Source organism: Kitasatospora sp. NPDC001175 (assembly GCF_053598215.1).
On record NZ_JBSFJU010000008.1, the window covers coordinates 144,377 to 158,074 of the forward strand.

The 13,698-nt window shown below is 71.7% G+C and carries 12 protein-coding genes and 1 pseudogene; 9 read left to right on the plus strand and 4 right to left on the minus strand.

Going from position 1 to position 13,698, the window contains the following annotated elements; translation table 11 throughout:
* Nucleotides 1-166: 166 nt before the first annotated feature.
* Nucleotides 167-301: pseudogene (locus tag ACWDAK_RS08925) on the minus strand (neutral zinc metallopeptidase); the annotation flags it as partial.
* A 356-nt stretch (nucleotides 302-657) separates the two neighbouring features.
* Here ACWDAK_RS08925 and ACWDAK_RS08930 point away from each other — a divergent pair.
* The 4 genes from ACWDAK_RS08930 to ACWDAK_RS08945 all read left to right on the plus strand — a co-directional run bounded on the left by ACWDAK_RS08930 (nucleotide 658) and on the right by ACWDAK_RS08945 (nucleotide 5,156).
* Nucleotides 658-1,599: a PQQ-binding-like beta-propeller repeat protein gene (locus ACWDAK_RS08930; protein ID WP_427394881.1), complete on the plus strand. Its 942-nt coding sequence runs from the start codon at nucleotides 658-660 to the stop codon at nucleotides 1,597-1,599.
* A gap of 323 nt (nucleotides 1,600-1,922) precedes the next feature.
* Complete coding sequence (locus ACWDAK_RS08935) at nucleotides 1,923-3,521, plus strand: ABC-F family ATP-binding cassette domain-containing protein (protein ID WP_344635377.1); 1,599 nt, start codon at nucleotides 1,923-1,925, stop codon at nucleotides 3,519-3,521.
* 329 nt (nucleotides 3,522-3,850) lie between these two features.
* Nucleotides 3,851-4,084: a helix-turn-helix domain-containing protein gene (locus ACWDAK_RS08940; protein WP_030285640.1), complete on the plus strand. Its 234-nt coding sequence runs from the start codon at nucleotides 3,851-3,853 to the stop codon at nucleotides 4,082-4,084.
* Between the two features lie 268 nt (nucleotides 4,085-4,352).
* On the plus strand, nucleotides 4,353-5,156 hold the full coding sequence (locus ACWDAK_RS08945; protein WP_344635378.1) for an enoyl-CoA hydratase/isomerase family protein: 804 nt from the start codon (nucleotides 4,353-4,355) through the stop codon (nucleotides 5,154-5,156).
* 241 nt (nucleotides 5,157-5,397) lie between these two features.
* On the opposite strand, the gene ACWDAK_RS08950 is transcribed toward ACWDAK_RS08945, so the two are convergent.
* A complete protein-coding gene (locus tag ACWDAK_RS08950; protein WP_344635379.1) occupies nucleotides 5,398-6,159 on the minus strand; it encodes an SDR family oxidoreductase in 762 nt (253 codons plus the stop codon).
* A gap of 103 nt (nucleotides 6,160-6,262) precedes the next feature.
* On the opposite strand from ACWDAK_RS08950, the gene ACWDAK_RS08955 reads away from it, so the two are divergent.
* Complete coding sequence (locus ACWDAK_RS08955; protein WP_427394882.1) at nucleotides 6,263-7,219, plus strand: alpha/beta fold hydrolase; 957 nt, start codon at nucleotides 6,263-6,265, stop codon at nucleotides 7,217-7,219.
* 41 nt (nucleotides 7,220-7,260) lie between these two features.
* Here ACWDAK_RS08955 and ACWDAK_RS08960 read toward each other — a convergent pair whose 3' ends face one another.
* Both ACWDAK_RS08960 and ACWDAK_RS08965 read right to left on the minus strand, forming a co-directional pair.
* Entirely contained in the window at nucleotides 7,261-8,085 is an 825-nt protein-coding gene (locus ACWDAK_RS08960; protein WP_344635381.1) for an SURF1 family cytochrome oxidase biogenesis protein, read from the minus strand.
* Nucleotides 8,086-8,116: 31 nt separating this feature from the next.
* Nucleotides 8,117-9,121, minus strand: a complete 1,005-nt coding sequence (locus ACWDAK_RS08965; protein WP_344635382.1) for a DEDDh family exonuclease — start codon at nucleotides 9,119-9,121, stop codon at nucleotides 8,117-8,119.
* A gap of 185 nt (nucleotides 9,122-9,306) precedes the next feature.
* On the opposite strand from ACWDAK_RS08965, the gene ACWDAK_RS08970 reads away from it, so the two are divergent.
* The 4 genes from ACWDAK_RS08970 to moaA all read left to right on the plus strand — a co-directional run bounded on the left by ACWDAK_RS08970 (nucleotide 9,307) and on the right by moaA (nucleotide 13,681).
* Nucleotides 9,307-10,350, plus strand: a complete 1,044-nt coding sequence (locus ACWDAK_RS08970; RefSeq protein ID WP_427394883.1) for a zinc-dependent alcohol dehydrogenase family protein — start codon at nucleotides 9,307-9,309, stop codon at nucleotides 10,348-10,350.
* Between the two features lie 215 nt (nucleotides 10,351-10,565).
* On the plus strand, nucleotides 10,566-10,946 hold the full coding sequence (locus tag ACWDAK_RS08975) for a DUF485 domain-containing protein (protein WP_344635384.1): 381 nt from the start codon (nucleotides 10,566-10,568) through the stop codon (nucleotides 10,944-10,946).
* Nucleotides 10,943-12,571, plus strand: a complete 1,629-nt coding sequence (locus tag ACWDAK_RS08980; RefSeq protein ID WP_427394884.1) for a solute symporter family protein — start codon at nucleotides 10,943-10,945, stop codon at nucleotides 12,569-12,571. Before ACWDAK_RS08975 ends, ACWDAK_RS08980 begins: the two co-directional genes overlap by 4 nt.
* Before the next feature lie 120 nt (nucleotides 12,572-12,691).
* The gene (gene moaA / locus ACWDAK_RS08985; protein ID WP_427394885.1) at nucleotides 12,692-13,681 is read left to right on the plus strand and encodes a GTP 3',8-cyclase MoaA; all 990 of its coding nucleotides are present in this window, start codon (nucleotides 12,692-12,694) and stop codon (nucleotides 13,679-13,681) included.
* Nucleotides 13,682-13,698: the final 17 nt, after the last annotated feature.

Consider the following 13,698-nt stretch of genomic DNA (forward strand, 5'->3'; position numbering starts at 1 on the left):
GACGGCGCCGGTGCGGGAGGTGTCGGGCGGTACCGGCTGCGGTACGGGGATGAGTACCGCGATTCAGAAGTTAAGCCCACGGTCCGTCAGAAAATGCGCATGTCACTCAGAAGTGGCATCCAGGTGGATCGCCGGAACCGATCGGGTGCATGTCCCGTTGCGGGCCCTACCCGAAGGTGTTGCACTTCGCCAGGTCCCCGGTCCGGTAGCCGGTGCCGAACCACTGCCGGCGCTGGGCGGAGGATCCGTGGTGCCGGCTCTCGGGGTTGACCCGGCCGGTGGCCCGCCGCATCCGGTCGTCGCGGAAGAGCCCGAGGGTGCTCGGATCGACGCTCAGGAAGAGCGCGAGCAGCCGTCCGATCAGCCCGACCGCGCCGCCCCCGACGGCGACCTTCCCGTCCTTCCCGTCGGACATCCCGCGCCGATCCTGCACCCGCGAGGTGTCCAGCTCCGCCTGATCGTCGACCCGCATCCCGTCTCACCTCTATAACGGTCCGGCCGGCCGCTGCAGTCGCACGGTAGCGGCCGCCCCGCCCGGCTGCCCGGCGAGATGCGCAGGTCGGCGCGGTGTGTCGGCCCGGCCGGGCCGCGATCGCCCGCAGGAGCGGAGGGCCGCATTCGGCTGACGGCCACGCGTGCGGAGGGTACGCTCCGGCCGTGTCCTGGAAGCCGGTTCGTCCCCTCAGCTCTCGATCCGTCCTCCCAGCCCTGGCCGTCCTGCTGGTGCTCGGGGCCGGGGCAGCCGCGCACGCCAACAGGCCGGTGCCCTTCGGGGACCGGGTGGACGCGCCCGGCATCGCCGACGCCAGCCCGGTGAGCGCCCAGTCGCTGGCCACCGGCAGCCTGGAACTCAAGGTCGGCCCCGGCCTGGAGGCGTACGACCAGACCACCGACGAGCACCTGTGGTCCTACCGCCGGGAGGGCGCCACCGCCCTGCACATGGCGATGGCCGGGGAGAACGCCGTGGTGGTCTGGGACGACGGCATGATCACCTCGGTACGGCCGAGCGACCACTCGGTGCGCTGGCACCGGGCCGTGCCCGGTCTCGCCGAGTGGCTGCGCGCCGCCGGCGAACCCGGCGCCGACGCCAGGACGGATTCCGAGCGCCGTGACACCGAGGTGGAGCGCGCGGCCGCCGCCCTGCAGACCGTCACCGAGCCCGAGCCCTGGGTCGCCGTGGTCACACCGACGCTGGCCATGGGCTTCCGGGACCGCGATGGCGACCTGCGGTTCAACTCGCGACCGCAGACCGGGTGCCTCTACGACCCGCTGCGCACCGTGCACACCGACAACGCGGTGCTGGTACCGCGCAGTTGCACCGGCACCGGCACCGGCACCGGCACCGGCACCGGCGGCGCGGGCCACCCGCTGCCCGGCCTGGTCACCGGGTTCCGCCTGGACGCCCCCAACTGGCACCTGGACACCGGCCCCGGCGTCCTGTTGCACCGGCTGGACGGGCGCCGTGCCGCCGTCGACGACGGGCCGGTCGTGGGCACCCGGGTCTTCGACACCGTCCAGGGCGCCCTGGAGCCGGTCTGCGGCACCCCGGAGGTCCCCTTCGCCGCGGTCAAGCCCGAGGGCACCTGCTCCAAGCCCTGACCGGGGCTCCGGACACCCGCCGCCGGGTGGTGCGCGGCCGTGCGACCGGACGGTGGCCCGCGCACCTCGCGGGTCCTCGCCGCGGGCCCGCGCGCTTCGGGCCCGGGCCGGCGGGACGGCGGTCGCGCATTATTCCAGCAAGGCTCTCCGGCGGGCCCGGTAGACTGGCCCGCATGGCTGTTTCCCCCGGGCATTAGCGGGCAGCCGGCGCGCCCCTCCGGGTGGTACGCCGACCTCCGCGCGCCGCCCAGTCCCAAGCGCTCCGGCCCTGTGTCAAGTCCAGGTCCAGGTGCCCGCCCACGTCCCAGGAGTTCCTCCCAGCCATGATTTCCGCCAACGCCCTCGAACTGCGTGCCGGTGCCCGAATCCTGATCGAGTCCGCCAACTTCCGGGTCGCCCCGGGTGACCGGATCGGTCTGGTCGGCCGCAACGGCGCGGGCAAGACCACGCTCACCAAGGTGCTGGCCGGCGAGGGCCTCCCGGCCGCCGGTACGGTGACCCGCAGCGGCGAGGTCGGCTACCTGCCGCAGGACCCGCGCACCGGTGACCTCGACGTCCTCGCCCGCGACCGCATCCTCTCCGCCCGCGGCCTGGACACCGTGCTGAAGAAGATGCGCGAGAACGAGGAGCGGATGGCCAACGGCAAGGGCGCCACCCGCGACAACGCGATGAAGAAGTACGCGCGCCTGGAGACCGAGTTCCTCACCAAGGGCGGGTACGCCGCCGAGGCCGAGGCCGCCACCATCGCGGCCGCGCTCGGCCTGCCGGACCGCATCCTCGGTCAGCCGCTGCACACCCTCTCCGGTGGTCAGCGCCGCCGCGTCGAGCTGGCCCGGATCCTCTTCTCGGACGCCGACGTCCTGCTGCTGGACGAGCCGACCAACCACCTCGACGCCGACTCGGTCGCCTGGCTGCGCGACTTCCTGAAGACCTACAAGGGCGGCTTCATCGTCATCTCGCACGATGTCGACCTGGTCGAGACGGTCGTCAACAAGGTGTTCTACCTGGACGCCAACCGCTCCTGCATCGACGTCTACAACATGGGCTGGAAGCAGTACCAGCAGCAGCGCGAGGACGACGAGAAGCGCCGCAAGCGCGAGCGCACGAACGCGGAGAAGAAGGCCGCGACCCTCAACGCGCAGGCCGACAAGATGCGCGCCAAGGCCACCAAGACCGTCGCCGCGCAGAACATGGCCCGCCGTGCCGAGAAGCTGCTCGCCGGCCTGGACGAGGTGCGGCAGTCCGACAAGGTCGCCAAGCTGCGCTTCCCGGACCCGGCCCCCTGCGGCAAGACTCCGCTGACGGCCAGCGACCTCTCCAAGTCCTACGGCTCGCTGGAGATCTTCACCGGCGTCGACCTGGCGATCGACCGGGGCTCCCGGGTGGTCGTGCTCGGTCTCAACGGTGCCGGCAAGACCACGCTGCTGCGGATGCTCGCGGGCGTCGAGGAGCCGGACACCGGCGAGGTGCTCCCGGGACACGGTCTGAAGATCGGCTACTACGCCCAGGAGCACGAGACCCTGGACCCGGACCGTACGGTGCTGGAGAACATGCGCTCCGCCGCGCCGGACACCGACCTGGTGCAGATCCGCAAGATCCTCGGTTCCTTCCTGTTCTCCGGGGACGACGTGGACAAGCCGGCCGGGGTGCTCTCCGGCGGTGAGAAGACCAGGCTCGCGCTGGCTTCGCTGGTGGTCTCCAGCGCCAACGTCCTGCTGCTGGACGAGCCCACCAACAACCTGGATCCGGCCAGCCGCGAGGAGATCCTGGGCGCACTGCGCTCCTTCACCGGCGCGGTCGTCCTGGTCACCCACGACGAGGGCGCGGTCGACGCGCTCCAGCCGGAGCGGATCATCCTGCTTCCGGACGGCGTCGAGGACCTGTGGAGCCCCGCCTATGCGGATCTGGTCTCGCTGGCCTGACCCTGAAGTAGACGCCTAATCAGCGATCCGACGTAGAAACTCTCGTCCTTCGGCAACTCGGGGAATGAGAGAGCGGAGGATTCCGTTTACCTTTGCCACCATCGGCCCGCCGCTGTTCAAGCGGCGGGCCGATGGTGCTGATCAGCTCTTTCGCCCCGGATGGCTGGATCTGATGGGGGCGCGTGCACCCACGGTGAGCGCCCTTGTGCGCTGTGAGCACCACCGGCAGACTGCGCTTTCCCGGTATCGACCTTGTCGAATGGGTGGCCAGGAGCCTGGCTATGGGTGATCATGGGAATCTGACCGAGCACAGCTACGAGGAGGCACGGGTGGCCGAGACTCTGAAAAAGGGCAGCCGGGTGACCGGTGCCGCGCGTGAGAAGCTCGCGGCCGATCTTAAGAAGAAATACGACTCCGGGGCGAGCATTCGCGCCCTGGCGGAGGAGACCGGTCGCTCCTACGGCTTCGTGCACCGCATGTTGAGCGAATCCGGAGTGATCCTCCGGGGCCGCGGCGGTGCGACGCGCGGCAAGAACAAGGCTACTGCGGCAGCGGGTTCCTGACGCTCCATCACCGAGTGAGCCGGTGCCGCACGCTCACCCTTACAGCGCGCCGAGGCGGCAGGGCGCGCGAGTGCGCAGCATCAGATCCGACAGCTTCAGACGATTCGGCGGCCGGTGCCATCCGGACCGCCGATCGTCATTTCCGCGTGGTATTTCCCGGTCGCGTGAACAAGGTCCTGTCCGGTGGGGGCTTTGATTTGTTACTCTCCAGTAGCTCTGCTGTTCGTCCGCATGTTCATGCACTTGTACGTCTGCTGGAGGTATCGCCATGACCGCTCCCGCCATCGAGCCGGATCCGCAGTGGGAAGAAGCCGGAGTCCGGCTGGAAATCGACGGCGGGACCGCCGTGGTGACTCTCTGCAACCCCAAGCGGCTGAACGCCCAGTCGCCCGCGATGTGGCGGGCGCTCGCCGCCGTCGGCCGTGCGCTGCCGGGGACCGTCCGGGTGGTGGTGCTCAGGGCCGAGGGCACGTCCTTCTCGGCCGGTCTGGACCGGGCGATGTTCACCCCGGAGGGCATCCCCGGCGAGCCCAGCTTCCTCCAGCTGGCGGCCGCCGAGGACAAGGAGCTGGATGCGGCCATCGCCGGGTACCAGGAGGCCTTCACCTGGTGGCGCCGTCCCGACCTGATCAGCATCGCCGCAGTCCAGGGCCATGCGATCGGGGCCGGATTCCAGCTGGCGCTCGGCTGCGACCTGCGGGTGGTCGCCGAGGACGTCAAGTTCGCCATGAAGGAGACCTCGCTCGGCCTGGTACCCGACCTGGCCGGCACCAAGCCGCTGACCGAACTGGTCGGTTATGCAAGGGCCTTGGAGATCTGCGCGACCGGGCGCCAGGTCGGCGCCGAGGAGGCCGTGGCCACCGGCCTGGCCAGCCTCGCCGTACCGGCCGCGGAACTGGACGACGCGGTGAAGGACCTGGCCGCCGCGCTGCTGGCCGCCCCGCGCAGTGCGGTGATCGAGACCAAGGCCCTGCTGCAGGGTGCCGCCGGACGCTCGTACGAGGAGCAGCGTGCGGCCGAACGGGCGGCGCAGGCCCGTCGGCTGCGCGACCTGGCCGGCATCGGCGACTAAGACCGACCGGCAGTAGGGCCCGCGGCGAGCGGCCCGGCCCGGGAGCGGCTCTCCCGGGCCGGGCCGCTCGGCTTCTCCCGTCCGTGGCACGGCGGTTCCAAGTGCGGGCACCGGGGCACGGGGGTCGCGCCGGTCGCCCGCACCCCTGTGGAGGCCTTCGGCGGACCGGACCGTCCGGGGCCGAGGGGAACCGGACCGGAGGTGCTGGGCCGCTCCTGCGGTTCCCCGCACCCCTCGGCTGTCACAGGTTCCGCAGGGCGCCGCCGTCGACGGCGATCATCGAGCCGGTGAGGTAGGAGGCGGCGGGGGAGAGCAGGAAGGCGGCGACCTTGCCGAACTCCTCGGGTGTGCCGTAGCGGCCGAGCGGGATCGCGGCCTCGAACTGCCTGCGCGCGCCTTCCGGGTCGCTGCCGGCGGCGTCGAGTTCGCGGACCCGGTCGGTGTCGATCCGGGCGGGCAGCAGGCCCAGTACCCGGATGCCGCGCGGCCCCAGCTCGTCGGCGAGCGACTTGGCGGCCATCGCGAGACCGGGCCGCAGGCCGTTGGAGATGCCGAGGCCCGGGATCGGCTGGCGCACCGAGGTGGAGAGGACGAACCCGATCACGCCGCCGGCATCCAACTCGCCGGCCGCGGTCCGGGCGATCCGCAGCGCGCCGAGGAAGACCGACTCGAAGGCGTCGCGCCAGGACTCGTCCTCGGCGGTCAGGACGGGACCGGCGGTCGGGCCGCCGACGCTGATCAGTACACCGTCGAACCGCCCGAAGCGCTCCTTGGCCGCCGCGATCAGCCGTCCGGGGGCGGTGGGATCGGCGTTGTCGGCGACCACGCCGTGCGCGTGCCCGGGGCCGCCGAGTCCGGCGACCGCGGCGTCCAGCGTCTCCTTGCTCCGGCCGCCGAGTACCACCCGGGCGCCGTCGGCGACCAGTTCCCGTGCGGCGGCCAGGCCGAGCCCCCGGCTGGCGCCGGTCAGTACGTACACCCTCTGCTGAAGTCCGAGATCCATGGGGACATCGTGCCTGATCGGGACGCCGGGCGGGGGGAGAGCTTGACCGGGCGCGGACGACAGCTGACAGTGAGTCAGTTGACGTGAACCGGAGGGATCCCGAATGACCGAGGTTTCGCACCGCTTCGTGGAGTCCGCCAGCGGTCTTCGCATGCATGTCGCCGAGGCGGGCACCGGCCCGCTGGTCCTGCTGCTGCACGGCTTCCCGGAGAGCTGGTACTCCTGGCGGCACCAGCTCACCGCCCTCGCCGAGGCCGGGTACCACGCGGTCGCGCCGGACCAGCGCGGGTACGGGCGGACCGGCGGGCCCGAGGAGGTCGAGAAGTACACCATCCCGCACCTGGTCGGGGACGCGCTCGGGCTGATCCCGGCGCTCGGTGCGCAGGACGCGGTGGTGGTGGGCCATGACTGGGGCGCGCCGGTCGCCTGGGCCTCGGCGCAGTTCCGTCCCGACCTGGTGCGGGGTGTGGTCGGGCTCTCCGTGCCGCCCGGTCCGCGCAGTACCGCCGCGCCGACTGCCGTGCTGCGGCACCTGTTCGGGGAGGCGTACTACATGCTGTACTTCCAGCAACGGGGCGTTCCCGAGGCGGAGTTGCAGCGCGATGTGCGGGCCGGCCTGCGCAGACTCCTGGGCGGAAGGGGCGAATTCGGGGCGGCGGGTGTGCCGTTGGTGCCGGAGGGCGGCGGGTTCCTGGACATCTTCCGGGATCCGGAGGTGCTGCCGGACTGGCTCACCGAGGAGGACCTCGACTTCTACGCGGCCGAGTTCGAGGAGCACGGATTCGCCAGGCCGCTGAACTGGTACCGCAACCTGGACCGTTCCTGGGAGCTCACCGCGGCATGGCAGGGGGCCCGGATCACGCCGCCCGCCCTGCTCGTGGCGGGGGAGCGGGACGTCGTGGTCGCCAACCGGGCGGCCCAGGACGGCATCGACAGGCTCGCGGAGTTCGTGCCCGACCTGCGGGACGTCGTCTGGCTGCCGGACACCGGGCACTGGACCCAGCAGGAGCGTCCCAAGGAGGTCAACGAGGCGCTGATCGCCTTCCTGGCCGGCCTCTGACCGCAGCGCGGGGTGCCGGCCCCCGGGGACCGGCGGCGGGCTCAGGCTCCCGCTGCGGCGGGCTCGGGCTCGCCGGGCGTCTCCTCGGGCGTCTCGGCGGCCTGGCGTTCCTGGCGCTCCTTGGCCTCGCGGCGGGCGAGGACGACCAGGCCGACCGGGATCAGGGTGGTGAAGAGCCACCACTGGATCGCGTAGGCCATGTGCGGGCCGATGTCCGAGTGCTCGGGGTCGGGCAGCAGCTCGGGGGCGTCGCCGCCGGGGGCGGGTGCGGTGGAGACCAGCTCCAGGTAGCCGCCGAGAACGGTGGTGCCGTTCTCCTTGGCCTGCTGGGCGCTGTTGATCAGCTTGAACTGCCGCGGCGGCAGCCCGCCGCGGTCCTTGATCCCGCTGCTCGCGGTGGTCTCGTCGGCCCGCAGCCGGCCGGTCACCGTGACCTCGCCGGCCGGCGGCTTCGGCACGGTGGGGTAGCTGGTGGCGTCGCCGGGGGAGTCCACCCAGCCTCGGTTCACCAGGACCTCGCCCTTGCCGTCGGCCAGCTTCAGCGGGGTGATCACGAAGAAGCCGACGCTGGTCCCGCCCGGTTCCAGCCGGTTGCGGATGACGAATTCGTGCTCGGCGTCGTACTGACCCCTGGCCGTGACCGCCCGCCAGGTCTCGTCCGTCGGCACGTTGAAGCCCGGGGCGGTCGAGATCGAGTCGAAGGCGACGGGCTCGTCCTTGAGGTTCGTCGCGATGAGCTCGTTGCGGGCCACCCGGGCCTCGTGGCGGTGCAACTGCCAGAAACCCAGCCGGATCATGGTGGGGATCAGCAGCAGGGCGACCAGGAAAATGATCGCCCAACGCCGGGAGAGCAGGAATCGGTACACAATGGCACGCTACGCCCACTTATCCCTCCGGTCAGACACCGGGGTGCGGGGCCACCTCCCGCAGCAGCTGCAGGAAGGCGTCCTCGCCGACCACCGGTGTGCCGTACTCACGGGCCTTGCGGGCCTTTCCGCTCCAGCTGTCCGGCTCGTTGGTGACCAGCAGGCTGGTGAGGCGACTCACAGAGGTGGCGACGTGCAGTCCGGCCTCGACGGCGCGGTCCTCCAGCAGTTCGCGGTCGGTGGCGGTGTCGCCGGTGATGGCGACCCGCATGCCCTGCACCAGCGGGCTGCCGTCCTGCCAGCGTCCGGGGTTCGGGTAGGGGCACGGCGGCCGCTTCCGGCTCGCCCGGTAGGACGAGGACCAGGAGCCCCGGGTGGGGGCCGGGCTGTCCTCGCCGAGGTCGGTGACGGCGACGCAGGTGGTCAGCGGCAGGGGGATGCCGGCCTGCCGGGCGAGGTGCAGGCTGGGCCGGAACGCCTCGGCGAGCACCCGGGCGTCGTCCAGCGCGTTGTGCGCCTGGCGCTGCTGCACCCCGAAGTACTGGGCCAGGGTGGCCAGCTTGCCGTTGGGCAGCGGCAGACCGAGGTCGCGGGAGAGCACCATGGTGCACAGCCGCTGCTCGACGGGGGCGCGCAACCCGGCGCGCGAGTACTCGCGCGAGATCATGTTCCAGTCGAAGAGCGCGTTGTGCGCCACCATCACGCGCCCGCACAGCCGGTCGGCCAGCTCGTCCGCGATCTCCCGGAAGACGGGTGCGTCGGCGAGCATCTCGCGGGTCAGGCCGTGGATCCAGATCGGCCCCGGGTCGCGCTCGGGGTTGACCAGGGTGTACCAGCTGTCGGTCACCTCACCGAAGGCGTCCAGCTGGTACACACCGGCGGAGATGATCCGGTCCGAGCGGCCGAGCCCGGTGGTCTCGACGTCGACCACGGCGAAGCCCTGGCCGCTCTCACCGGTGCGCTGCGCCGGGAGCGGCGCGGTGCGGGTGGAGCCCGCCAGGGCGGAGTCGTCGCCAGTGGACTGGATCGTATGCATGGTCAACCACTCTAAGGGGCCCGCCCACAGGGAAGAGCGACCCGATCGGGTCCACAGGGGCAGGAGTGGCGTACGTGACACCGCGGAATAGAGTGGGCGGCGGGGGAGTCGTACATCCGGGCGAGGTAGCCCAGGCCGTCCGAGCAGGTGACGGCAGTACGTTCAATCGCGAAGGAAGACTCCTCATGCGTGCCACCGTGATCCACGGTCCGAACGACATACGAATCGAGGAAGTGCCCGACCCGAGGATCCAGCGGTCCACCGACGCTGTGGTCCGCGTGGTCAACGCCTGTATCTGCGGCAGCGACCTCTGGGCGTACCGCGGTGTGGCCGCCCGCGAGGCCGGGCAGCGGATCGGCCACGAGTTCCTCGGCGTCGTCGAGGAGGTCGGCTCCGAGGTCTCCGACTTCAAGCCCGGTGACTTCGTGGTCGCCCCGTTCGTCTGGTCCGACGGGACCTGTGACTTCTGCCGCGAGGGCCTGCACACCTCCTGCCCCGAGGGCGGCTTCTGGGGCCAGGTCGGCTACGACGGCGGCCAGGGCGAGGCGGTGCGCGTCCCGTACGCCGACGGCACCCTGGTCCGGCTGCCCAAGGAGGCGGCGGGCGACGAGAAGCTGCTGCCGGGGCTGCTGGCGCTCTCCGACGTGATGAGCACCGGCCACCACGCGGCCGTCTCCGCCGGGGTCAAGGCGGGCGCCACGGTGGCCGTGGTCGGTGACGGCGCGGTCGGCCTGTGCGGCGTGCTGGCCGCGCACCGGCTCGGCGCGGGCCGGATCATCGCGCTCGGCCGCCACCAGGTGCGGACCGACATCGCCCGCAGGTTCGGCGCCACCGACGTGGTCGCCGAGCGCGGCGAGGCCGCGATCGAGGCGGTGAAGGAGCTGACGAAGGGCCAGGGCGCGCACGCCGTACTGGAGGCCGTCGGTACCGAGGAGTCGATGCGCACCGCGATCTCCGTCGCCCGCGACGGTGGCGCGGTCGGCTACGTCGGCGTCCCGCACGGCGGCAGCGCCGGTGTGGACATCGGCCAGATGTTCGGCCGCAACATCTCGCTGAACGGCGGCGTGGCCCCGGCCCGCGCGTACATCCCCGAGCTGCTCCCCGACGTGCTCTCCGGAGCCATCGAGCCCGGCCTGGTCTTCGACCGCACCGTCGACCTGGCCGGGGTGCCGGACGGGTACCGTGCGATGGACGAGCGCACCGCACTCAAGGTGCGGATCGGCTTCTGAGGAAAGGCCCCTGACGGAACATCAGGAGAGGCGGTGCCCGATCGGGCACCGCCTCTCCGGCGTGTCGCGATCGATTTTCGGCCAGATGTCGCCTGCCGCGCCCGGCGGCCTGTGCGCGACCCCCCTGTGGATCTAGCATGCAGCGGCACGTGTGGTGTGACATCCATCACGTCGTATTTGTTCCGTAGTGCACCTCGGACGTCAGGAGGCACCGCATGGACACTCCGCCGAACGAAGAACCGGCCCCGCCCGACGGCCGGCGAATCGCCCAGTCGCAGGAGTTCCGCGAACTGCGCGGATCCTTCCGGGGCTTCGCCTTTCCCGTGACCGCAGGTTTCATCCTCTGGTACCTGCTGTACGTCCTGCTCTCCAGCTACGCCCCCGGCTTCATGGCCACCAGGGTCGTCGGCCACGTCAACGTCGCCCTGGTGCTCGGCCTGCTGCAGTTCGCCAGCACCTTCGCCATCGCCGCGTGCTACGCCCGCTTCGCCGACCGCAGGCTCGATCCGTCGGCCGCCGCCATCCGCGAGAGCCACCGGACCGGTGCCGCGGGCCGCCGGGACACCGCCCGCCTGCCCCAGGAGGCCGCCGAATGACCACCGTCCTGACCGTGTCCCGGACGGCCACCGCAGCGAGCGGCCACCGCGGCCTCACCATGACGCTGTTCGGCGCCTTCGTCCTGGTCACCCTGGTCATCACCGTCTGGGCCGGGCGCCGGACCAAGGGCGCCGCCGACTTCTACGCCGGCGGCCGGGGCTTCAGCGGCCTCCAGAACGGTCTGGCGATCTCCGGCGACTACATGTCCGCCGCGTCCTTCCTCGGCATCGCCGGCGCCATCGCGCTCTTCGGCTACGACGGCTTCCTCTACTCGATCGGGTTCCTGGTCGCCTGGCTGGTCGCGCTGCTGCTGATCGCCGAGCCGCTGCGCAACTCCGGCCGCTACACCATGGCCGACGTCCTCGCCTTCCGGATGCGCCAGCGCCCGGTCCGCACCGCCGCCGGGATCTCCACCATCGTGGTGTCGATCTTCTACCTGCTGGCCCAGATGGTCGGCGCGGGCTCGCTGGTGGCCCTGCTGCTCGGCGTCAGCGGCGAGGGCGCCAAACGCTGGACCGTCGTCGCGGTCGGCGCACTGATGGTGCTCTACGTCGTCGTCGGCGGCATGAAGGGCACCACCTGGGTGCAGATCGTCAAGGCGGTGCTGCTGATCGCCGGGGCCGCGCTGATGACCGTCCTGGTCCTGGCCAGATACCACTTCAACATCTCCAGCCTGCTCGGCGCCGCCGCGGACGCCAGCGGCAAGGCCTCCGCCTTCCTGGAACCCGGACTCAAGTACGGCACCACCGGCACCACCAAGCTGGACTTCATCAGCCTGGGCCTGGCCCTGGTCCTCGGCACCGCGGGCCTGCCGCACATCCTGGTCCGCTTCTACACCGTGCCCACCGCCAGGGCGGCCCGGAAGTCGGTGCTCTGGGCGATCGGGATCATCGGGGTGTTCTACCTGATGACGCTGGCGCTCGGGTTCGGCGCGGCCGCCCTGGTCGGACCCAAGGTGATCAAGGCGTCCAACGCGGCCGGGAACACCGCCGCCCCGCTGCTCGCCCAGGAGCTCGGCGGCGGCGCGGGTTCCGGCGGCGGTGCGGTCCTGCTCGCGGTGATCTCTGCGGTGGCCTTCGCCACCATCCTCGCCGTGGTCGCCGGGCTCACCCTGGCGTCCTCGGCCTCCTTCGCCCACGACCTCTACGCCAACGTGATCCGGCGCGGGCGGGCGGGCGAACAGGAGGAGGTCCGTGCCGCCAAGCTGGCCGCCGTGGCGATCGGCGCGATCGCCATCCTGCTGAGCATCTTCGCCGACCAGCTCAACACGGCCGCGCTGGTCGCCCTGGCCTTCGCGGTGGCCGCCTCGGCCAACCTGCCGACCCTGCTGTACTCGCTGTTCTGGAAGCGCTTCAACACCGCGGGCGCGGTCAGTTCGGTCTACGCGGGCCTGGTCTCCTCGGTGGTCCTGGTGGTCTTCTCGCCGGTGGTCTCGGGAGCCAAGACCTCGCTCCTGCCGCACCGGGACTTCCACTGGTTCCCGCTGGAGAACCCCGGTCTGATCTCGATCCCGATCGGCTTCCTGGCCGGGTGGATCGGCACCCTGCTGGCCAAGGACACCGCCGACGCGGCGAAGTACGCCGAACTGGAGGTCCGCTCGCTCACCGGACTGGGCGCGCACTGATCCGCCGGACGCGCCTTTCGCATGGCGGACGCCTCGAAAGGGTGTCCGATCGCCCGGATAAGCTGGCCCGGCCCGCCGTATGTGGCGGCCGGGTCGGCTTTTCCAGGGAAGGGGGCCGCGATGCTCCTCGACACCTTCGGCCGGCAGGCGGTCGATCTACGGGTCTCCCTCACGGACCGGTGCAACCTCCGCTGCACCTACTGCATGCCCGAGCAGGGACTCCAGTGGCTCGCCAAGCCCGAGCTGCTGACCGACGAGGAGATCGTCCGGCTGGTCACCCTCGCCGTCCGCGACCTGGGCGTCCGCGAGGTCCGCTTCACCGGCGGCGAGCCGCTGCTGCGCCCGGGTCTGGTCGACATCGTGGCCGCCTGTGCCAGGCTCGAACCGCGCCCCGAGCTCTCGCTCACCACCAACGGGATCGGGCTGGCCCGTACCGCGGCCGCGCTCAGGGCCGCGGGCCTGGACCGGGTCAATGTCTCCCTCGACACCCTGGACGCCGAGACCTTCCGTATCCTGACCCGGCGCCACCGCCACCAGGACGTGCTGGACGGGCTGGCCGCGGCCGAGGCCGCCGGGCTCACCCCGGTCAAGGTCAACGCCGTGCTGATGCGCGGCAGCAACGACCACGAGGCCGCCGACCTGCTCGCCTGGTGCCTGGAGCGCGGGTACGAGCTGCGTTTCATCGAGCAGATGCCGCTGGACGCCCAACACGGCTGGGACCGTTCGAGGATGGTCACCGCAGAGGAGATCCTGGACCGGCTGCGGGCGCGCTTCCCGCTCACCCCCGAGCCGTCCGACGGCCGCGGCGCGGCGCCCGCCGAGCGCTGGCTGGTGGACGGCGGGCCGGCCCGGGTCGGTGTGATCGCCAGCGTCACCCGGCCGTTCTGCCGCGCCTGCGACCGTACCCGGCTCACCGCCGACGGCCAGGTCCGCAACTGCCTGTTCGCGACCGGCGAGACGGACCTGCGCGGTGCGCTGCGCTCCGGTGCGAGCGACGCCGAACTCGGCGAGCTGTGGCGGCGGGCGATGTGGGGCAAGAAGGCCGGCGCGGGCATCGACAACCCCGACTTCCTCCAGCCCGCCCGCCCGATGTCCGCCATCGGCGGGTAGCCGGCCACCCCGGAGGG

Coding starts and splice junctions, on each gene's coding strand:
- ACWDAK_RS08935 (WP_344635377.1), top strand. CDS start 1,923: ATGATTTCCGCCAACGCCCTCGAACTGCGTGCCGGTGCCCGAATCCTG.
- ACWDAK_RS08945 (WP_344635378.1), top strand. CDS start 4,353: ATGACCGCTCCCGCCATCGAGCCGGATCCGCAGTGGGAAGAAGCCGGA.
- ACWDAK_RS08950 (WP_344635379.1), bottom strand. CDS start 6,159: ATGGATCTCGGACTTCAGCAGAGGGTGTACGTACTGACCGGCGCCAGC.
- ACWDAK_RS08955 (WP_427394882.1), top strand. CDS start 6,263: ATGACCGAGGTTTCGCACCGCTTCGTGGAGTCCGCCAGCGGTCTTCGC.
- ACWDAK_RS08965 (WP_344635382.1), bottom strand. CDS start 9,121: ATGCATACGATCCAGTCCACTGGCGACGACTCCGCCCTGGCGGGCTCC.
- ACWDAK_RS08970 (WP_427394883.1), top strand. CDS start 9,307: ATGCGTGCCACCGTGATCCACGGTCCGAACGACATACGAATCGAGGAA.
- ACWDAK_RS08975 (WP_344635384.1), top strand. CDS start 10,566: ATGGACACTCCGCCGAACGAAGAACCGGCCCCGCCCGACGGCCGGCGA.
- ACWDAK_RS08980 (WP_427394884.1), top strand. CDS start 10,943: ATGACCACCGTCCTGACCGTGTCCCGGACGGCCACCGCAGCGAGCGGC.
- moaA (WP_427394885.1), top strand. CDS start 12,692: ATGCTCCTCGACACCTTCGGCCGGCAGGCGGTCGATCTACGGGTCTCC.